Raw genomic sequence first — 21,160 nt, 5'->3', positions numbered from 1 at the left:
CTGAAGAGGAGGGGCCGTGGTGCTCTCCATCGATCGCGAACCCTGGGAGTCGGCCGACGCCCTCCGGCTGCGCGACGCCCAGCGGGTCGAACTCGACGCCCGCTACGGCTGCGACGACCACGAGCCAGGCGCGCCGCCCACCGCCGAGACGGTCAGCGTCTTCCTGATCGCCCGCGACACCGACGGCACTGCAGTCGGCTGCGGCGGCCTGCGATTCCTCGCCCCCGGATCCGCCGAGATCAAACGGATGTACGTCAGCCCGCCGGCCCGGGGCACAGGCGTCGCGACCGCCGTCCTGCGCGCCCTGGAGCAGGCCGCCCGCGACGCCGGTGTGCGCACCCTGTTGCTGGAGACCGGCACCGGCCAACCCGACGCGATGCGCTTCTACGAACGGGAGGGCTACCGGCGCATCGACAACTTCGGGCCGTACCGGGGCGAGGCGCTCTCCGTCTGCTACGCCCGCGAGCTGCTGTGAGCACCCGGTCCGTCGTCCGCCCCGTGCCGGACGACGGACCGGGGCCCGCCGGTCACCCCCGCGCGCAATGCCCGCAGACGCCCCGGCGACGCAGGTGGTACGCGTACGCGGCGGCACCGAGCGCGAGCCCCCACAGCGGGAAGAGCAGCAGCGGGGCGCCGGCCACACTGAGCCCTCGGCCCGGCTCCCAGAACTCGGGCAGGCTCAGGGCGTTCAGGCCGGCCGCCGTGGCCAGGACCGCGACCACCGTCGCGGGGATCACGGCCAGCCGCACCGGCACCCGCCGACCCGCCAGCCCCACCATCCAGCGCGGGAACCGCTCACCCCAGCGCTGCACCAGCCCCAGGGTGAACACCGAGCCGACGGTGGCGAAGGCACCCAGCCCGACCCCCGCCCAGACAGCGCCGCTCTCCCGCAACTCGGCGAGGTCGTCCCGGGCGAGACCGAGCGGGATGCCGGCCAGCCAGGCGAACCGGGTCAGCGCGTACCCGAAGGGGATCACCACCGCGACCCAGACGGCCCACCGACCCCAGCGGGCGGCGGCCGCCGGGGTGGCCCAGCCCTGGCCCGTGCCGCCGCGACCACACCCGACGCAGCAACCGGCGGTACGTCGCTGCCACACCAGCAGCACCCCGCTCAGCAGCACGCCGCCCACCATGGCGGCGACCCGGACGGCCAACGCCCAGGTGAAGACGTCGGCGTAGTCCACCGGTGGCCAGCCGAAGGGTGCCCCGAACAGCAGCATCGGCGCGTATCCGAGCAGGGCCAGCACCTGGATGCCGGGGACCACCACGGCCAGCACGAACGCCACGGCCCAGCCGTAGCCGAGCAGCAGCAGCCGCAGCGGTCCGGCAGGACGGATCGTCCGGCTGGCCAGGGCCAGCACGGCGGCGGCGAGCAGCGTCCCGGCGAAGAACGGTGGTCCCGCCTCCGTCGGGAGCAGCCGGAGCAGGGTCGAATCGAGGTGCGGGTCGTCGGCACCGAACGGGTAGCCGGTGCCGGTGAGCGCCGCCACCAGGGCGAGCAGGCCCCACAGCCCGAGCCAGCCGGCGGCGAGTGGAGCGAGCAGACCGGGACGGCGGGACGTGTCGCGGTGTTCGAGTACGGCTACGTTGGTCATGCTTCCCAGCCTCGACCGAGGCAGCCGGCCTGCCCTCCCGAGCGGCGGGGAACCGTCTCCCCCTCGCGGGGGACGGCCTCAACCGTTGGGGACGACGAATCCCGACTCGTACGCGGCGATCACCGCCTGGGTGCGGTCGCGCACTCCGAGCTTGGTCAACACGTTCCCGACGTGTGTCTTCACTGTCTCGACGCCGACCACCAGACGCGCCGCGATCTCCGGATTGGACAGCCCGGCGGCCATCAGCCGCAGCACCTCCGCCTCCCGTTCGGTGAGCCGGGCGGCCCGCAGCCCGTCGGCGTCCCGCCGCCCGTACGCCCCGACCAGCCGCCGGATCGCGGCCGGAAAGAGCAGCGAGTCGCCGCGTGCCACCACCCGCACCGCCGCCACCACCTCCGCCGGTTTGGCCCGCTTCAGCAGAAACCCACTGGCTCCGGCGCGCAGCGCCTCGTAGACGTACTCGTCGTTGGCGAACGTGGTGACGACCAGCACCCGGGGCGGCTCGGCGGAGGTGGCCAGCAGGTGCCGGGTGGCCTGGATGCCGTCGATCCCCGGCATCCGGACGTCCATCAGCACCACCTGCGGTCGGTGCCGGGCGACCAGCGGGGGCACCTCCGCCCCGTCGGCGGCCTCCGCGACGACCCGCAGGTCCGGCTGGGCGTCGAGGATGGTCCGCAGCCCGATCCGGACCAGTTCGTCGTCGTCGACGATCAGCACGTCCACACTCATCCGTCCGCTCCGGTCGGCAGCCGCACCCGCACCCGCCATCGTTCTCCGTCCGCTCCGGCGGTGATCCGGCCGCCGAGCAGCAGCACCCGTTCCCGCATGCCGATCAGTCCCCGGCCACCACCCGGCACCGCCGGGCCGCCGGACGCCGGCTGAGCGACAGCGTTGACCAGCTCGATCTCCAGAGCGTCCGGTACCACGTCGACCCGCAGGGACGTCACTCCTCGGCCGTGCCGGGCGGCGTTGGTCAACCCCTCCTGCACGATCCGGTAGCCCTCCCGAGAGACCACCGGCGGCAGGCTCTCCACCGGTCCACGTACCTGACTGCTCACCGGCGTGCCGGCCGACCTGGTGTCGGCGACCAGCCGGTCCAGGTCGGACAGGGTCCGTTGCGGCGCGACGACCGCCGGTTCCCCGCTCTCCCGGAGCAATCCGAGCACATGGTCGAGATCGTCCATCGCTCGCCGCCCGGTCTCCTCGATGGCGGTCAGCGCCCGGCGGACGAAGTCCGGGTCGGCGTCGAGCACCTCGCGGGCGGCACCGGCCTGGAGGGTGGCGACGGTCAACGCGTGGCCGACCGAGTCGTGCAGCTCCCGGGCCAACCGGTTACGTTCGGCCAGCCGTGCCGCCCGAGCCTCCAGCGCGGCGATCCGCTCAGCCGACGCCGGTCCCAGCAGCGCCGGAGCCATCGACGCGGCCAGCGCGCCGAGCCCGGCCACGACGTAGCCGAGAGCGACCAGCACGAGCACCCCGACGAGGGTCAGCCAACCGCTGTCGCCGCCGTCGAACGGCCCGAACCGCTCGGCCCCGGTGATACCGACGTCCACACCGGCCTGCGCGACGATGAACGCCAGCGCCATCGGCACCGCACTGAACAGCGCCGCCACCACCAGTGCGCCGCTGGTCAGGTGCAACCCGATCCAGAGGGCCGCGCGCAGCCGGGTCTCCCGGTCGAGCCGACGCCCCGGCAGCGGCTCGGGCAGCTCGACCCCGAGCAACCCGCGTACCGCCGCGATCTCCAACGCACGGCTACCGCCGAGGAAGATCGGCACGACGGCGATGGCGGCCGCCGGCACCAGCAGCACCATCACCAGCGGTCGGGGCGCCCCGGAGCTGACGAACAACTGCGCGAAGGCCACCCCGAGCAGCGCGTACGGCAGCGCGAGCACCCCGCCGAGCAGCAGGAACACGCCACGTCGCCAGGTGGTGCCGGCGACAAGTGGACGCAGCGCAGCGCGAGGACCCATCGCCCCATCATGCCGGTGGGTGCGGTGGACCTCGTCCGTACGATCAGCCGCGCGTACGGGACCGGATGAATTGCGGTACCGCGGCCAGGCCGGTGATCGGGCGGAAGGCCCGAGCGGCGTTGACCAGTGCGGCGTACTCGTCCTCGGTCAGGTCGATCTCCGCGGCGGCGGCGTTGCGTTCCATCTGTTCCACGCTGGACGCGCCGGGAATCGCCACCACGTTCGGGTGACGCAGCACGTACGCCAGGGCGATCTGGCTCGGTGTCGCGTCGTGCGCGGCGGCCACCTGGCGCAACGTCTCGATCAGCGCGCCGCCGCGTTCCAGGTTCTCCGGCAGGAAGTACGGGTTGGCCCGGCGGATCGCGCCGACCGGCGGATGGTTCGCGTCGTACCGCCCGGAGAGAAACCCCTGCGCCAGCGGGCTGTACGCGATGACCAGCCGACCCGCCTGCTCCGCGTACCGAAGAAGATCCTCCTCCGGCTTGCGGTCGAGCATGCTGTAGCGGACCTGGTTGCTGAGCACCCGTCGCCCCAGCGCCGCCTCCGCCACCTGCCAACGGCGCAGGCTGTAGTTGCTCACGCCGACCTCGGCGACCAGGCCGACGTCCTGCAACGCGCGCATCCCGCGCATGGTCCGCTGGTCGCTGATCACGGGATTGGGCTGATGCACCTGGTAGAGGTCGATGCTGGTGACACCGAGCCGAGCCGCCGAGGCGACCGCCCGCTGCTGCACCACCGACGCGACCGGCAGCACCGGCAGGATCTTGGTGGCGACGGCCACCTTGTCCCGGTCGGCGGCCAGCGCCGCGCCGAGGAGCCGTTCGCTGCGACCGAAACCGTAGATCTCGGCGGTGTCGAAGAGGGTCACGCCCAACTCCACGGCGCGTCGGACGATGTCCGCCGCCAACCGTTCGTAGTCGGGGCCGTAGCCCCACTCCCGCGAACCGAACTGCCACGTACCGAGGCCGATCCTGGACAGGGGCTTCGGGGTGTCGAGCCGCACGTAACGCATGGGTCGACGCTACCCGTCGCAGATCGCGGCGGCCGTCGCAACGTTCGGTACGGGTTCCTCCTCCGACGGGCGTCGCGGGCTCGGCCTCGGGCTATCGTCATGATCGTGACCTACCTCGCGGCTGACTCGCGCTATGACCAGATGGCCTACCGGCGCAGCGGAGCCAGCGGGCTTCGGCTGCCCGCGATCTCGCTCGGCCTGTGGCACAACTTCGGGCCGGACCGCCCCTTCGAGGGCCAGCGGGACATCGTTCGGCGCGCCTTCGATCTCGGCGTCACCCATTTTGACCTGGCCAACAATTACGGACCGCCGCCCGGTTCTGCAGAGGAGAACTTCGGTCGGATGCTCGCCGGGGACCTCAAGCCGTACCGCGACGAGTTGGTCATCTCCAGCAAGGCCGGCTACCTCATGTGGCCCGGTCCGTACGGTGAGTGGGGCTCCCGCAAGTACCTCGTCGCCTCGCTCGACCAGTCACTGCGCCGACTCGGCCTGGACTACGTCGACATCTTCTACAGCCACCGATACGACCCGGACACCCCGCTGGAGGAGACGATGGGTGCCCTGGACGCCGTCGTCCGTTCCGGCAAGGCCCTCTACGTCGGCATCTCCAACTACACCTCGGAGCAGACCCAGCGGGCCGCTGCGATCCTGCGTGACCTGGGTACCCCGTTGCTGATCAACCAGCCGGCGTACTCGATGTTCAATCGATGGACCGAGGAGGACGGGCTGCTCGACACGCTGGAGCGGGTCGGTGCCGGCTGCATCGCCTACAGCCCGCTGGCCCAGGGCCTGCTCACCGACCGCTACCTCGGCGGCATTCCGGCCGATTCCCGGGTCCGCACCAGCGTCTTCCTCAGCGAAAGCGAGGTGACCGAGCAGCGCCTGACCACGATCCGGGCGCTGGCCGCCATCGCTCGACGCCGGGGCCAGTCCCTGGCGCAGTTCGCGCTCGCCTGGGCGCTGCGCGACCCGAGGATGACCAGCCTGATCATCGGTGCCAGCAGCGTGCCGCAGCTGGAGGCGAACGTCGCCGCGGTCGACAACCTCGATTTGACGGCGGAGGAGGTGGCCGAGATCGACGCCCTTCTGGCCTGACCGGCCCGTGTCAAGGTGCCATAGAACCCTGCCTCCGAACGGACGCCCGACCGTAGCGTGAGGGGTGGAGGTGGCCCCATGCGAGTGGCAGTTTTCAGCACCAAGCCGTACGACCGGACGTTCCTCACCGAGGCGAACGCCGCAGGCGGTCATGACCTGACCTTCCTGGAGCCTCGACTCACCACCCAGACCGCCCGGCTCGCCGAGGGGTCCGACGCGGTCTGCGCCTTTGTCAACGACGACCTCTGCGCCGAGGTGCTCGACCAGCTGGCCGACGCGGGTGTCCAGGTGGTGGCGCTGCGCTCGGCCGGTTTCAACAACGTCGACGTGGCCGCCGCCCGCAAGCTGGGCCTGACCGTGGTGCGGGTGCCGGAGTATTCCCCGCACGCGGTGGCCGAGCACACCGCAGGCCTGATCCTCGCCCTCAACCGCAAGATCCACCGGGCCTACAACCGGGTACGCGAACACAACTTCGCCCTCGCCGGGTTGCTCGGCTTCGACCTGCACGGCCGTACGGTCGGCATCGTCGGCACCGGTCGGATCGGTGTCTGTGTCGCCCAGATCATGGCGGGTTTCGGCTGTCGGGTGCTGGCCAGCGATCCGGAACCGAACGACGCGGCCATCGCCGCCGGGGTCGAGTACGTCCCGCTGGAGCAGTTGTTCGCCGAGTCGCACATCATCACCCTGCACTGCCCGCTGACGCCGGGCACCCGGCACCTGATCGACGCCGAACGGATCGCCCTGCTCCGTGAGGGCGTGATGATCATCAACACCGGTCGGGGCGCGCTGGTGGACACCCGCGCCGTGATCAACGGGCTCAAGAGCGGCCGGATCGGCTACCTCGGCCTCGACGTGTACGAAGAGGAGAGCGATCTGTTCTTCGAGGACCGCTCCGAACTGGTCCTCGGTGACGACGACTTCGCCCGGCTCACCACCTTTCCCAACGTGCTGATCACCGGGCACCAGGCGTTCTTCACCGAGGACGGCCTGCACAACATCGCCGCCACCACCATCACCAACCTGACAACGGTGCAGCACGACGGTCCCGACGCCGTCCCCGCCCCCGCCCGGGTCTGCTGAGGCCGGCACCGCCACCGGGGCTTTGAATACATGTGAATTTTGCACTACCGATCACGTCACAAGTGCTTAACCTGGGACGCTGTTCGCTTGCCCGACCAGCATTTTCGGCACGACTCCTTGCACCACTGGGACTTCTGCACACTCCGGGCAGGACAGTCGCCGCGGAGAGACAGAGCCGCGCCGGATCCCCTAGACTGTCGCTGCACCGACCACCGATCCTGTGGCATGGACCAGCGACGATACCTGCGTCACCATTCAGCCTGGAGTTTGCCGGACGGCGCACTCCCAGATCCTGTTAGGACTTATGCGTGCAGCACGACACTTCAGGCAAGGCGGGGAGTGAACCGCACCTCGCAATCGAGGCCATCGACCTTCGAAAGTCGTTCGGCGCGACGCGCGCACTCGATGGATTCTCGCTGACAGTTGCCGCCGGCGAGGTGCACGGGTTCCTTGGCCCGAACGGTGCGGGTAAGTCCACCACAATCAGGGCACTCCTTGGTCAACTGAGACTGAACGGCGGCGAATGCCGAATCTTCGGTCACGATTGTTGGCAGGAGTCCGTCGCCGTTCACCGGCGGGTCGCCTATGTTCCCGGAGACGTGGCATTGTGGGATGGGCTCTCCGGCGGCGAAAGCATCGACGTGCTCATGCGTCTGCAAGGCGGTGGAGACCGCCGTCGTCGCGATGAACTCGTCGACCGATTCGAACTCGACGTGAGCAAGCGCACCCGGTCGTACTCGAAGGGCAACAGGCAGAAGGTCGCGCTTGTCGCCGCGTTCGCGAAAGACGCCGACCTCTACCTGCTCGACGAGCCCACGTCCGGTCTCGACCCGTTGATGGAAGAGGCCTTCCAGCAGACGGTGCGCGAGATCAAGCAGAGTGGCAAGTCGATCCTCCTGTCCAGCCACATCCTCTCCCAGGTGGAAGCCCTGTGTGACCGGCTGACCATCATCCGGCGCGGCCAGACCGTGGCGTCTGACACGCTGGAACAGCTACGGGGCCGCACGACGCTACAGGTCCTCGCCACCACCGAGCGTTCCCCAGAGGCGCTGCTCAAGTCCGGGAACGTGCTCCACCTGGTCTCGGAGGACGTCGGCGGGCGGACCAAGACGTCGTTCCAGGTGCCCCCGACAGCGCTCAACGACGTCATGCCCGTACTCGTCGGAGCGGGGCTGACCGGTCTGACCGTCGCCCCGCCCAGCCTGGACGAGGTCTTCCTCTCGAACTATCGCGAGGGCGTCGAGCCCGAGCCCGAGCCGGTGGCGAGCGCGCGGTGAAGGGTCTCGCGCGCACCACGGGGGTGCTGCTCCGCACGATGTGGCTGTGGGTGGTCGTGCCGGCGGTCGTCATCGCCGGCCTCGTCTGGTCGGCTGCGGCCTCCATTCAGGACATGTACCCGGACGAGGCACACCGCCTGGCGTACGCCGAGGTGGTGACCGACTCGGTCGCGGTCCGGGTGTTCCAGGGACGCGGCTACGACCTCACGAGCATCGGGGGCATCTTCGCCCAGGAGACAGCCGTCGTGATCCTGTTCCTGGTGCCCCTGGTCGGGGTCTACGTGGGCATCCGCTTCACCCGCTGGCTGGAGGACAAGAACTACCTCGACATCATCACCGCCGGCACGATCAGTCGGCTGGCACCCACCGTTGGTGGCCTCTGCTGCGGGGCCCTCACCTGCCTGCTCGCCTCGGTTCTCTCCTTCGCCGCGCTGGTGGCCAGCGGATACGACACCGTGGGCTCCGCGCTGTGGGCGCTCGCGCTGCTGCTCTTCTTCCTGTGGGCGGTCTCCCTCGGAGCGCTGGCCGGCCAGCTCTTCCGCAACAGCGCCGAGGCGACCTTCGCCGCCGTCGCCGTGGTGATCGGCTTCTACCTGCTCCGCAGCGCCATCGACGTCCGGTCCTGGGACGCGGTCTGGTCGACGCCGTTGTCCTGGCTCGCGGAGACCAAGCCGTTCGCCGAGACTCCGCCGGCCTGGCCCTACCTGCTCTTCGGGGCGGCCATCGCGGGGCAAGCCCTGCTGGGGATCTTCTTCGCCACCAAACGTGACCTCGGCGGCGGTATGTTCGCCGCCTCCGCCGGTCCACGCGAGGCCGGTGCCACGCTCGTCGGTCCGCGGACGCTGCTCCTCCGCCTCGTCCGGGGCGCGACGTTGGCCGTCCTCCTCGCGGGCGGCGCGGTCGCCTTCACCTTCGGCTTCTTCGCAAAGGACATGGCCACCGACGGGCTCACCGCCCGGATCGTCCTCCTGGTTCAGCTCAACGCCATCGTCGCGGCCGCAGCCGGGGTGCTGGTCAGCATGGCCTTCTCCCGCGAGGAGTTGTCCGGGCGGACCGGACGCGTGCTCGCCGGGCTGCCGACCCGTACGCGATGGCAAGCCAACGGCATCGTCATCGCCTTCGCGGCCGTGATCACCACGCAACTGGCTCTCGCCTGCCTGTCCGGCCTCGGTCTGAGTCTCAGCCTCGACGACTGGAGCAGGTTCGGCGAGGCCCTTCGCAGCAACGCCCAGCAACTCCCCGCGGCGTTGCTCATAGCGGCGCTCTCGCTCGCCCTGGGGTCGCTGGACGCGCGGCTTCCCGCGCTGGCCTGGACCCTGGTCGCGTGGGCTGCGGTCGTGGCGCTGCGGGCGGACATGCTGCAGCTCAGCGAAGGGCTGCGGCACATCTCGCCGGTGGAGTGGACCGGCAAGGTGCCGGTCGATTCATGGTCGGCCACGGCGTCGGCCGGAATGGTCGCCGTGATCGTGGTGCTCATGGGCCTCGCGCTTGTCGTGTTCCGGCGTAGAGACCTCGCCAAGGGATGAGCGTGGACGCACGATCCCAGACCGACCGGCCCACGTCGCCGTGGTTGGTCACGATGACGCCGACTCCTGTGGAGCCGCGGGCGAGTCTCGTCGTCTGCCCGCACGCGGGCGGGTCGGCCGCCGCGTACCTGAGGCTCGTGCGGGCGTGCCCGTCCTGGCTGGCGACGATGGTCGTCCAGTACCCGGGGCGGGCCCACCGGATCCAGGAGCCCTTCTCCCGCTCGATCGGCGAGCTTGCGGCGAAGACCGCGGAGGCGATCCTGACCTGTGTCGACGGTCCGGTCGCGCTGCTCGGCCACAGCATGGGTTCGCTCGTCGCCCTGGAGACCGCCCGCATCCTGGCGGCGGAGGGGCGAGAACCGGTGGCGCTCCACCTCTCGGGTCGGGGTGATCCTTCGTCGCCGCCCAAGGGCGGCCAGCACCTGCTGAGCGACGCCCAGCTCATCGAGCACATCTGCGCCCTCGGTGGCACCGATCGCCGGATCTTCGACGACGCGGCGATGCGCGCCCTCGCACTACAGGTGATTCGGGCCGACTACCGTGTCCTGTCCACGTACCGGTACCACCGGGGCCGGCTGCTCCACTGCCCGGTGACCGTGCTCAACGGTGCGGAGGACACGTCGGTGCCGGTGGCCTCCGCCACCTCGTGGGCCGAGGTCACCCATGGGGCCTTCACCCACCATGTGTTCCCGGGTGACCACTTCTTCATCCTGGACCATGCCGAGGCGATCGCGGATCTGATCTCCTCTGCTCTGCTGTCGCAGCTACCGCCGGCCCCGACCGGCCAGGTCGCCCCGGTCACCGGATCGGCACGGTGACCTCACGGTCGAAGCTGTGCGTCGGCACACCGACGGCACGGCCCACTCCGCGCAGCGCCGTGGACCAGTCGACCGACACACCCTGCTCGTAGCACCATCCCAACGTTCGCCACCACCAGTCACCGGAGCCCCCGGGCGCCTCGCCCACCGTCCACAGGGCGTGACCGCGTTCCTGACACATCCTGCGGAACGGGTCGTCGGCGGCCGGGTCGGCTCCGATTCCGAGCCACCCGGTGGTGTCCAGGTCGTCAGCCGCGTCGAAGCAGCCCGGCCACCGGGCAGGCTCGTGGATGGCGCTCTTCCACTGCGCGGTGCCGGGCACTTCCTGCCACGGCCACAGCCGTCCGAGCGAGGCGGGAGCCCATGGGAGTTCGGGGGCTCGCGCACCAGCACCGGTGGGGGGTACGACGCCGGAAACCAACTGGAGCAGGCCGGCGAGGTCGATGGCGCCCGCGACGTGCGCCGCCACGTACTCGCCAACGCCGACCCCCGTGACCACGGTGGGAACGACACCCACCGCGAGCAGGGCCCGGGCGACCACGCACTGCCTGATCACCGGTTCGCTCGCACCGCCGGTCGCCGCCCGGCACTGCTCGTCCAGCGCCGCGAGCAGTGGCACGCTCCGCAGCGTCTCCGCCCACCCGGCGTCGGGAATCGTGGATTCGCCCAGGTGGAAGGCGAGCCCTGCGGACGGCATCGGCCGGTGGGCCGGTGCCGTCCGCAGCGCTTCGACGGCCTCCAGCGGATCGGACGCGACGACCGTCGTGCGCCAGCCCCAGTGGGGCCGGCCGCAGTTCCACGACCGCGCCACGTCGGGCCACGATCGCGTCGGATCCTCGGCCAGGAACGTGCGCATGGCTACGACGGCTCGATCCAGGTCCCGCTCGTCGCGGCCGGACAACGCGAGCACACAGCTCGCGCTCGATCCGGCTTCGGTACGAGGGGGAGCCGGATCCGCCGCAGCGACGACGATGTGGCAGTTGGTCCCGGTGAAGCCGAATGCGCTGGCCCCGGCGATCCGACGGTCCGCCCGAGCAGGCCAGTCCCGCAGGGTCGTCACCAGCTCGATGCCGGCCTGCCCCGGTGGCAGCCCGGGGTTGGGCCGTTCCAACCCGAGGGTGGCGGGAATCTTCCCGTGTTCCATCGCAAGGAGCACCTTGAGCAGGGCCGCCATGCCGCCGGCCGCCTGGAGGTGCCCCACGTGCCCCTTGCAGCTGCCGAGGAACAGTGGCGTGCTCCGGTCAGCGGTCAGGCCGGCCAGCGCCTCGACCTCCATGATGTCCCCGTACGGGGTTGCGGACCCGTGCGCCTCGACGTAGTCCAGGTCGGCCGCGCTGATGCCGGCGGACTCCAGCGACGCGGCCACCGCCTGACGCTGGGCGTCCACCGACGGCGTCGTGAGCGAGGCGGTGCGGCCGTTGTGATTGATCGCGGAGCCGAGGATCCACCCTCGGACGCGCCGATCGTCACGCTCGGCGTCCGCCCTGCGCTGCAGCACGACGAAACCGCAGCCCTCGCCGATGACCGGTCCGTCCGCCCGCTCGTCGAAGGGTCTGGACTCGCTGCTGCGCGAGACCATTCCCGGCTGGGAGAACGCGATGTTGGTGTACGGGGAGACCAGCACGTTGACCCCTCCCACCAACGCCACGTCGGACTCCCCGTCGCGCAGGCTGCGGCAGGCGAGGTGAAGCGCCACCAGCGACGAGGAACACGCCGTGTCGACCGAGATCGACGGCCCCGCGAGCCCCAACGTGTAGCTGATCCGACCTGCCACGGCACCGTGGGCGGTACCGATACTCGAATGAGCGGTGATCCCGGAGACGTCGCGAAACCGTGACAGGGCGAAGTCGTAGGTGCATACCGCAGTGAAGACGCCGGTCCTGGTGCCGGCGAGTCGGGTCGGGTCGATGCCCGCGTCCTCCAGCGCCAACCAGGCCTGTTCCAGCGCCAGACGTTGCTGCGGGTCCATGTCGGACGCTTCGTCGGCGCCGATGCCGAAGAAGCCGTGGTCGAACCGCTCCAGGTCGGTCACGAGGCCGAGCCGCCGGGCCGTGGTCCGGCCCGGCTTGCCCGGCTGATCGGCGTAGTACCGATCGACCGGCCACCGCTGCTCCGGGATGTCGACGATCCCGTTCTCTCCGGAGGACAGCAGCCGCCAGTACGCCTCCGGTCCGTCCGCCCCGGGAAACCGGCAGGCGAGTCCGGTCACGGCGATCGGCGCCCGTGCCGCCTGTTGCGCCTGCTGCGCCTGCGCGAGGCGCTGTTTCAGGTCGGTGATCGTCCGCAGGGCACGCCGCAGGGTTTCGGCCGTGCCGGATCCCGCCGCAGATTCAGCCATCCGAGTTCTCCAGGTCGTGCAGGGTCGAACGCAGTAGCGTCTCCAGCTCGCTTTCCGACAGGCCAGCGAGTTCGTCGTCCGGCCCAGCCTCCGACGCCGGTTCCGACGCCGGTTTTGGCGCCGGTTTTGGCGCCGTCTCCACGCGCTGCGGGTGGTGACTGCCGAGATCGACGCCCATGGCAGCCGCCAGTTGCTCGGCGAGCGCGTCGACGTTCGGGTACCGCCAGACCACCGTGCTGGGCAGCGAGACGCCGGTCCGGCGTTGCAGTCGCTTGCGCAGTTCCAGGGACATCAACGAGTCGAATCCCATCTCGGAGAACGGTCGGTCCGACGCGACCGCCTCCGGTGAACTGCGCAGCACGGCGGCGACCTCGTTGCGGCAGGCTTCGACGACCGCGACGCGACGGGCCCGACCCGGGGGGAGACGCAGGAGTTCGTCGGTGAGACCCGACCCGGCCGGGTCCGCGTCCGTGCCTCCGACCCCGGATGCCGCGTGCCCGGACAACAGCCCCGGCAGGTCGTCGGCCGGCATCTGGGCGATGGCGGCAGAGTCGATCGGGAGCACGACGATTTCGGCCGGGACATCCGTCCCGGTGTCGAACACGGCGCGTCCGAGCTCGGCGTCGATCGGCTTGAGTCCCAGCCTGGCCAGCGACACGTCGCTGCCCTGCCGCGAGGCGAGGCCGATCTCACCCCACGGACCCCACACCAGGTTGACCACCGGGACTCCCCTGCGGCGCGCGCCGCGACCCCAGGCGTCGACGAACGCGTTGGCTGCGGCGTAGTTGAGCTGTCCGGGGGACCCCAGAACACCGGCCGCCGACGAGTAGGTGACGAAGAAGTCGAGGTCGACACGCTCACACGCCCGGGCCAGGTTGATCACGCCAAGGGCCTTCGCCGTCCAGACCAGACGCAGCGAGGCGGCGTCCTGCTCGTCCAGGGCGGCGTCGGCCAGCACGCCCGCAGCGTGGACGACGCCCCGGACCGGCAGCCCACCTTCGCCGGCTCGGGCCACGACGGCGGTCAACGCGTCCGCGTCAGCGACATCGGCGCTGGCCACCATGATCGCGGTACCGGTCGTCCGGGTGATCTCGTCCAGGCGGGTCCGGACCGCCTCGGCCGGCTCGCTGCGTGACACCAGGACGACCCGGCCCGCGCCCCGCTCAGCCAGCGAGCGTGCCGCCTCCAACCCCAGGTCCCCGAGTCCACCGGTGATCACATAGCTGGCGTCGCGGCGTACGGGTGCGGACCCTGGGGCCACGATCACCTCGGCGACCCCGTCCGGAACGAGGACGATCTTGCCCACGTGCCGGGCCCGGGCCATGGTGGTGAACGCCTCCGTCGCCTGCGTCATCGGGAAGACGGTCGTCTGCACCGGCGTCAGCTCTCCTGCGTCCAGCGCCCGTGCCACGGCATCCAGCACCGGCGTGATCGCCTCCGGCCGTCGGGAGAACAACGCCTCCAGGTCGACCGCCATGAAGCTACGGTTCCGGGCGAGCACGGACAGCCCCATCGTGGCGTCGTCGTAGATGTCGCGCTTGCCGATCTCGACGAACCGGCCGTTCTCCGCCAGCAGGGCCAGGCTGGCTCTCATCGCCTCCCCGGCCAACGAGTTGAGCACCACGTCGACGCCTCTGCCCTGGGTGTCCGCCCGTACCTGATCGGCGAATTCGAGACTCCGCGAGTCGTAGACGTGGGCGGCTCCCCGGGAGGCCAGCAGCTCCCGCTTCTCGGCGGTGCCAGCCGTGGCGAGGATCGTCGCCCCTCGGCGGCGGGCGATCTGCATCGCCGCGAGGCCGACCCCGCCGGCGGCGGAGTGGATCAACACCGTCTCACCCGGTGCGAGGCGAGCCATGTGGTCCAGGGCATAGACGGCGGTCAGGAAGGCGATCGGGACCCCGGCCGCCTCGGTGAGATCGGTCCGTTCGCCGATCCGGGCGACCAGTGCCTCCGGTGCCACGACCCGCCCGGAGAAGCTGGAGGGCGCCACCGCCAGCACCGGGTCGCCCACGCGGACCCGGTTCACTCCCTCACCCACCGCCGCGACGATGCCCGAACACTCGGCACCCAACGGAACCCGACCAGGTTCCACGCCGGGGCAGGACCCCAGCGCCTTGAGCACGTCGTTGAAGTTCAGTCCTGCCGCCCGTACGTCGATCACGACTTCGCCGGGTGCCGGACCCGAGAGGCCGAAGGCGAACGGCGACACGCTGGCAAGGTCGCCAGGTTCCCGGGCCAGGAGCCGGAAGTCCCGCTCACCACCGGTCCGCAGCTCGCGTACCGGCCAGCCGGTCGGGTTCTCCGGGTCGTACCGCCGCAGGCGGGGCACCCACCATCGTTCCTCCCGCCACGCCGCCTCGGCACCCGAGGGGAAGGTGTCCAGCCTCGCCCCGGTCGACCCGTCCGCTCCGCCGGGCAGATCGACCAGTCGTACGCCCAGCTCCGGCGCCTCCAGCACGAGCGTCCGGGCAGCACCCCACAGGGCAGCCGGCCCGCTGTCCAGGCGCGCCTGCCCCCGGACCTCCTGGGCACCCGCGGTCAGGACCACCAGGTCCGCCACCACCGACGGTCCCGCCGACCGCATGGCCTGTGCCACCGTCACCAGCGATTCCACCAGGTCCAGGCCGTGGAGCGCGTCGTCGTCAGCCGGCTCGGCCAACGCGAGGGCGTGCAGCACGCCGACCGGCGATCCGTGCTCGCGCGACTCGGCCCGGAGGAATTCCGCCAGGCGTTCCCGGTCCAGATCCTGCGGAGCCACCGCCGACGAGCGGTCCGCGAGGACGGACGTCACCGCGGCGTCGACCGCGGCGCCCGCCGACAGGATCACCCAGTGACCAGGCTCGGTCGACTGACGAGTCGGGCGGCCGGTGGCCTCCTCCCAGCTCACCTGGTGCAGCGGCAGCCCTTCGTCCCGCCGGCCGGTCGAGGAGAGTTCAAGACCGTCCAGCCGGGCCACCATCCGGCCAGCCTGATCACGCACCTCGACCAGGTAGCCGTCGGTGGGGGAACCGACGCACACCACATCGAGGTCGCCGTCGCTCACCGGTACGCAGGAGAACCTGCCCACCCGGACGGGCACCCGTGGATCGGTCTGGGCCGTGTCGACCAGGCCGGCGGCCACGAGCTGGAGGCAGGCGTCCAGTTCGGCCGGGTGCAGCCCGGAGCGCCAGCCTTCCTCGTGTGCCACCACCCCGCCGCTCGCCCCGTCGGCGGTCCAGGCCGACCGGATACCCCGGAACTCCTCCCCGTACTCGATGCCGGCAGCGGTGAACGCCGCGTACAGCCGGGCCGGGGCGACCGCCCGTTGTTCTCGCACCACGTTGTCGGACGCCGTCGCCAGGCCGACGGATTCTCCGATGCGGCACCGCGCGGCCAACGTCCAGGTCGCCGCGTCCGCTCGCCGCCAGAGCAGCTCCACCTCGGCCATGGCACCAGCCCGCTCGCGCAGGACGGTCCGCAGCTGTGTCGGGGGCTCGTCCGCCTGACCGACCGGGATCATCGAGGACAGTTCGACATCTTCGAGCTGGATGTCGTCCCGGCCCAGTGCCGTCCGGGCCGTGGTCAGCGCGGCGTCGAGGATCGCGGTGGCCGGAAGCACCGCCGTGCCCGCCACCCGGTGTGCGGCCAGCCACGGCAGCCGCTCCACACCTGCCTCGCCGACGCCCAGCCACAATCCTGGTTCCGCGCCGGCCTCCACCACGGTGTGCACGAGCGGGTGCCCGCCGGATGGTACGTGCGCCGCCCGCGCCGCCAGCACGCCGAGGTGACGCTCATGGCTCCACGGATAGCTCGGGAGATCAACCATCCGTCGGCCGGTGTGCACCGCACCCCAGTCGATGTCGGCGCCGCTGCAGAACGCCTCACCCACGGCCCGCCACAACGCGGGAAGCGCGGGTGAGTCCCGCCGTACCGTCTCGATGACGGCCGCGTCGACCTGGTCGTCATCGAGACGGTCCTGGACCGACCGGGTCAGCGCCGGGTGCATGGCGATCTCGGTGAACCGCTGCCATCCCTGCTCCAGGGCGGCGCGGATCGCCGAGTCGAACAGCACCGGCTGACGGAGGTTGTCGAGCCAGTAGTCGGTGTCCAGACGGTCGCCGTCGACCAGGCGACCGAGGACGGTCGAGAGCATCGGGATCCGGGCTTCGCCGCCGGACACCTCGCCCATGGCCGCGCGGAAGGCGGGGAGGACACTGTCCATCATCGGGCAGTGGGAGGCGAAGGTGACCTGCGCCAGGGATCGGGAGAACACTCCCTCCTCCTCGGCCTCAACCAGCCAGGCCGCCACCGCCTCCTGGCTGCCGGACAGGATGGTGGAGCCGGGGCCGTTCTCGGCCGAGATCCAGAGGTCGGGCACCTGCCGGCGGTCCAGGCGCAGCTTGGTTTCCTGGGCGTTCAGCGCGACCATCGCCATGGCACCCGGGACCGCGGCCGACTCGATCGCCTCCCCACGGGCCGCAGCGATCCGCATGCCCACCTCAAGGTCCAGGGCACCGGCGACGCAGGCCGCCGAGATCTCACCCACGCTGTGTCCGACGACCAGCCCGAACTCCACACCGTGCTCGAGCAGCCAGGAGGCGAGAGCCACCTGCGTGGCCACCAGGGCGGGTTGAGCGAGACGGGGGCTACGCGCCATGCGCCCACCGTCCGGCTGGGAGATGTCCGCAAGAAGGGACCAGCCGAGGTGCTCCCGGCACCAGCTCTCGGCGCGGTGGAGCGTCTGTTCGAAGGCACCACCGCTGTCGAGCAGGTCCGCCGCGATCGGCCACCAGCGGCTTCCCTGCCCCGGGAAAACGGCGACGGTGGACGTGGGCCCTCCGGTGAGAGCACGACGCGTCGACACACCCTCCGCGTCCTGCCCCTGGGACCACGTCCTCAGCATGGCCGCCAGCGCGGGAACGGATCCGGCTGAGCCCGCCGCCCGGTACGGGTGCGCGGTACGTCGGCGGGCCGCAGCCCCGCAGATCGCCCGGGCCTGCGCGGAGGTGGCCGACGTGAGGATCGACGCGTACCGTCCCGCGAGCCGTCGCAACGCGTCGTCGGTCCTGGCCGACAGGGGCAGCAACAGGGGGCCGCTCGCCTGCTCCAGATTCTGATCCACCTGGACCGGCGGCGTCGCCAGAACCGCGTGCGCGTTCGTCCCACCGAAGCCGAACGAGCTGACCCCGGCCACGTGCCGAGGACCGGGCCCGGGCCACTTCCGCGCCTCCGTGACGACGTCGACGTGCAGGGTCGCGAAGGGGATGTGCTGGTTCGGCTCGTCGAAGTGCAGGCTGGCCGGAATGCTGCCCCGGTGCAGGGCCAGGGCGGCCTTGATGAAGCCGGCCACTCCCGCGGCGGCCTCCAGGTGCCCGATGTTGGTCTTGACCGACCCGATGAGCAGCGGGTTGTCGACGGACCGTCCGTCCGCCAGGACATCGGCCAGGGCGGCCACCTCGATCGGATCTCCGAGCAACGTGCCTGTCCCGTGTGCCTCGACGAGTTCGACCGTGTCCGGGGCGACACCGGCGGCGGTGTACGCGTCCCGCAGCACCGCCTTCTGGGATGCGCTGCTGGGCGCCATCAGGCCGTTGGTGCGGCCGTCCTGATTGACTGCCGATCCCAGGACGGTGGCGTAGATCCGGTCCCCGTCGGCGATCGCTCGGGACAGCGGCTTGAGCACGACCACGCCGCACCCCTCGCTGCGGACGTAGCCGTCGGCCGCGGCCGAGAAGGTCTTGCACCGTCCGTCGGCGGCCATGGCCCCGGCGCGGCTGAAGTTGACCGCCAGTTCCGGTCCGAGGATGACGTTGATTCCACCGGCCACCGCCGTCGACGACGTGCCGGCGGCCAGGCTCTCGCACGCCTGGTGCAACGCCACCAACGACGACGAGCAGGCGGTGTCCAGTGTCATGCTCGGCCCACGCAGGTCGAGGAGGTAGGAGAGCCGGTTGGCGATGATGCTGGCGGCGTTCCCCGTTCCGGTGAAGGCGGTGATCGACGCCAGATCACGGGTGGCGAGTTTGGCGTGGTCGCTGGTCGACGCGCCCACGAACACGCCCGTGCGCGAGCCCGCGAGGTCGTCGGCCCGGATCCCCGCGTCCTCCAGTGCCTCCCAGGCGACCTCGAGGAACATCCGCTGTTGCGGGTCCATCTCAGCCGCCTCCCGCGGCGAGATCCCGAAGAAGTCGGTGTCGAAGTCGGCGACCCCCTCGACGAAGCCACCCCATCGGGTCCGCATGGTGCCGGGCACCGCCCCGGTCGGGTCGTAGAGTTCGTCGACGTCCCAACGGTCGGCCGGCACCTCGCTGATCGCGTCCCGCGCGGCGGTCAGGAGTTCCCAGTACCCGTCGAGGTCGCGTGCGCCCGGAAAACGGCAGGCCATGCCGACGACGGCGATGGGCTCGCCCGGGTTCGCGGAGGGCCGGCTCGCCGGGGCCGCCGTCGACGACGGCGCATCGCAGTAGTGGCCGACGACCGCCTCGATGGTCGGGTGTTCCCACATGAGGGTGGCCGGCACGTCGGTGCCGACCCGGGTCTCCAGGCTCCCGGCCAACCCGACCAGGTCGCTGGAGCCCAGCCCGAGTTCGGCCAGGGGTGCGCCGACGTCGACCTGGTCCACCGGCACCCTGGCGGCGGCGGCCACCTGCTCGCGTAGCCAGGTGGTCAGCTCGCGCGGATCGGGCCGCTGGTCGGCGGTGGGCGTCTCGCGCGGATCCGGCCGCTGGTCGGCGGTGGCCGCCGGGTTGTCGGCTGGGGTGAGCGCGCCGCCCTTCGACCAGGTGTGGACCGACGCGAGCTCGCCGTGCAGGAAGGCGCTCGCGATCGCCCGACGCCGGGTCTTCCCACTTGAAGTCTTGAGAATCCCGCCGCGCCGCACCAGCGCGATTTCGTCGACCGCCAGATCGTGCTCCCGCGACACGACGCGGCGGATCGCGGCGACGATTTCGGCTGCCTGTTCCGGCGCGGGTGCCTTCAGCACCTCGTTCACCACGAGTAGGCGGCCACTGCCGTCCTCGACGATCTGGCAGGCGGCGACGCCGGGCCGGAGCAACGGGTGGGCGCCGGCCAGGGATGCCTCGATGTCGTGGGCGTGGACGTTACGCCCGTTGACGATGACGAGATCCTTGATCCGTCCGGTGACGAACAGTTCGCCGTCGAGGACGAACCCGAGGTCACCGGTGCGGAACCAGCCCCGCTCGTCGCCGTCGATCCGGCTGACGAACTCCTCCTCGGGGCGGCCCCAGTAGCCCCGCGCGACACACGGTCCGTGCAGCCAGATCTCTCCGACCTGCCCGTCCGGACACCGACGGGCGGTGTCCGGGTCGACGATGGCGAGATCACCGCCCGCGCCGACCATTCCCGAGCTGACGAACTCGCGCCCCTCCTCGTCGGGGCTGACGCGCCCCTCCTCGACGGTGGCCGGGTCGAAGCGGCTGACCACCGGATCCTCGCCACGGCGGGAGGCCGTGGCCATCAGCGTGTTCTCCGCCAACCCGTAGCAGGGGAAGAACGTCGACGAGCGGAAACCGGCCGGGGCGAAGAAGGTGGTGAAGCGCTCCATGGTGGCGGACTTCACGGGTTCGGCGCCGTTGAACGCCACGTCCCAGCTCGACAGGTCGAGCTGCTCCAGATCGGCCGGCGTCACCTTCGACAGGCACAACTCGTAGGCGAAGTTGGGGCCGCCGCTGATGGTCGCCCGCATGTCGCTGACCGCCCTGAGCCAGCGTACGGGCCGCTTGAGGAAGGACATCGGGTCCATCACGGTCACCGGGAATCGACCGAAGGCCGGTTCGAGCAGTCCGCCGATGAGGCCCATGTCGTGGAACGGTGGCAGCCACGACACCATGCGTCGGCCTTCCACCTCGGGTGGGAAGAAGGTGCGGTCGATGCAGGCCAGGTTGGCGAGCAGGTTCCCGTGCGTGACCATGACGCCCTTGGGCTGCCCGGTCGAGCCGGACGTGTACTGGAGGAACGCGATGTCGTCGCCGTCCAGGTCGGGTTCCCGCCAGTCGGCGGGGTCAGCGGTCACTTCCTGCATGCTGATCCGCGGAAGTGTGGCGAGCACGGGAGAAAGCGTCGCGTGGGTGGCCTCCTGCTCCGGGCTGGTCTGGGGTACGAGCAGGCCCGCAGCCTGGCAGTCCTGAGCGATGCCGTGCAGCTTCGCCAACGAGCGTGCGGAGTTCCCGCCCTCGATCGGATACGCGGGAACCGCCACCACACCTGCGTAGAGGCAGCCGATGAAGGCGGTGAGGTAGTCGGGGCCTGACGGGCAGGCGAGGATGACCCGTTCCCCGGGTCGGAATCTCGCCAGCAGGGCGACAGCCAGTGCCCGAGCGCGTCGATCCAGCTCCCGATCGAGCAGGGCGTTCGGCTGGCCTTCGCCGTCGTCGAGGAAACGGTACGTCGACGCATTCTCCCGGGCGGTGAGGCTGTCGCGGAACATCTGCGCCATGCTGCGGGGCAT

The 21,160-nt window shown here is 71.0% G+C and carries 12 protein-coding genes; 6 read left to right on the top strand and 6 right to left on the bottom strand.

Annotated elements, in window-relative coordinates; translation table 11 throughout:
- Positions 1-16 precede the first annotated feature (16 nt).
- The gene (locus Vlu01_RS01965; RefSeq protein ID WP_373307251.1) at positions 17-475 is read left to right on the top strand and encodes a GNAT family N-acetyltransferase; all 459 of its coding nucleotides are present in this window, start codon (positions 17-19) and stop codon (positions 473-475) included.
- A 52-nt stretch (positions 476-527) separates the two neighbouring features.
- Here the strand turns inward: Vlu01_RS01965 and Vlu01_RS01960 are convergent, their stop codons facing one another.
- The 4 genes from Vlu01_RS01960 to Vlu01_RS01945 all read right to left on the bottom strand — a co-directional run bounded on the left by Vlu01_RS01960 (position 528) and on the right by Vlu01_RS01945 (position 4,580).
- Positions 528-1,595, bottom strand: coding sequence for a hypothetical protein (locus Vlu01_RS01960; RefSeq protein WP_203992018.1), 1,068 nt, complete (start codon positions 1,593-1,595; stop codon positions 528-530).
- A gap of 78 nt (positions 1,596-1,673) precedes the next feature.
- The gene (locus tag Vlu01_RS01955) at positions 1,674-2,324 is read right to left on the bottom strand and encodes a response regulator transcription factor (RefSeq protein ID WP_203992015.1); all 651 of its coding nucleotides are present in this window, start codon (positions 2,322-2,324) and stop codon (positions 1,674-1,676) included.
- Positions 2,321-3,568 carry a sensor histidine kinase gene (locus Vlu01_RS01950; protein WP_203992013.1) on the bottom strand — a complete coding sequence of 416 codons (1,248 nt, stop codon included), beginning with the start codon at positions 3,566-3,568 and terminating at the stop codon, positions 2,321-2,323. The genes Vlu01_RS01955 and Vlu01_RS01950 overlap by 4 nt, the downstream gene beginning before the upstream one ends.
- A gap of 43 nt (positions 3,569-3,611) precedes the next feature.
- On the bottom strand, positions 3,612-4,580 hold the full coding sequence (locus tag Vlu01_RS01945) for an aldo/keto reductase (RefSeq protein ID WP_203992010.1): 969 nt from the start codon (positions 4,578-4,580) through the stop codon (positions 3,612-3,614).
- Between the two features lie 99 nt (positions 4,581-4,679).
- On the opposite strand from Vlu01_RS01945, the gene mgrA reads away from it, so the two are divergent.
- The 5 genes from mgrA (at position 4,680) to Vlu01_RS01920 (ending at position 10,376) form a co-directional block, all read left to right on the top strand.
- Entirely contained in the window at positions 4,680-5,675 is a 996-nt protein-coding gene (mgrA, locus tag Vlu01_RS01940) for an L-glyceraldehyde 3-phosphate reductase (protein ID WP_203991991.1), read from the top strand.
- A 78-nt stretch (positions 5,676-5,753) separates the two neighbouring features.
- Positions 5,754-6,755 (top strand): 2-hydroxyacid dehydrogenase, encoded by a 1,002-nt coding sequence (locus Vlu01_RS01935; protein ID WP_203991988.1) that lies wholly within the window; start codon positions 5,754-5,756, stop codon positions 6,753-6,755.
- A 308-nt stretch (positions 6,756-7,063) separates the two neighbouring features.
- Positions 7,064-8,032, top strand: a complete 969-nt coding sequence (locus Vlu01_RS01930; protein ID WP_275409214.1) for an ABC transporter ATP-binding protein — start codon at positions 7,064-7,066, stop codon at positions 8,030-8,032.
- Complete coding sequence (locus Vlu01_RS01925; protein WP_203991985.1) at positions 8,029-9,558, top strand: efflux permease Rv1217c-related protein; 1,530 nt, start codon at positions 8,029-8,031, stop codon at positions 9,556-9,558. Before Vlu01_RS01930 ends, Vlu01_RS01925 begins: the two co-directional genes overlap by 4 nt.
- Before the next feature lie 53 nt (positions 9,559-9,611).
- Positions 9,612-10,376, top strand: a complete 765-nt coding sequence (locus Vlu01_RS01920) for a thioesterase II family protein (RefSeq protein WP_203991982.1) — start codon at positions 9,612-9,614, stop codon at positions 10,374-10,376.
- Here Vlu01_RS01920 and Vlu01_RS01915 read toward each other — a convergent pair.
- Together Vlu01_RS01915 and Vlu01_RS01910 are read right to left on the bottom strand one after the other, a co-directional pair.
- Positions 10,357-12,714: a beta-ketoacyl synthase N-terminal-like domain-containing protein gene (locus tag Vlu01_RS01915; RefSeq protein WP_203991979.1), complete on the bottom strand. Its 2,358-nt coding sequence runs from the start codon at positions 12,712-12,714 to the stop codon at positions 10,357-10,359. The genes Vlu01_RS01920 and Vlu01_RS01915 overlap by 20 nt on opposite strands.
- Entirely contained in the window at positions 12,707-21,160 is an 8,454-nt protein-coding gene (locus tag Vlu01_RS01910) for a type I polyketide synthase (protein WP_203991976.1), read from the bottom strand. Before Vlu01_RS01910 ends, Vlu01_RS01915 begins: the two co-directional genes overlap by 8 nt.

Origin of the sequence: Micromonospora lutea, from assembly GCF_016863535.1 — a bacterium.
GTDB lineage: Bacteria > Actinomycetota > Actinomycetes > Mycobacteriales > Micromonosporaceae > Micromonospora > Micromonospora lutea.
The sequence above is the reverse complement of the archived record's forward strand: the minus strand, read 5'-3'. Positions and strand labels throughout refer to the sequence as shown.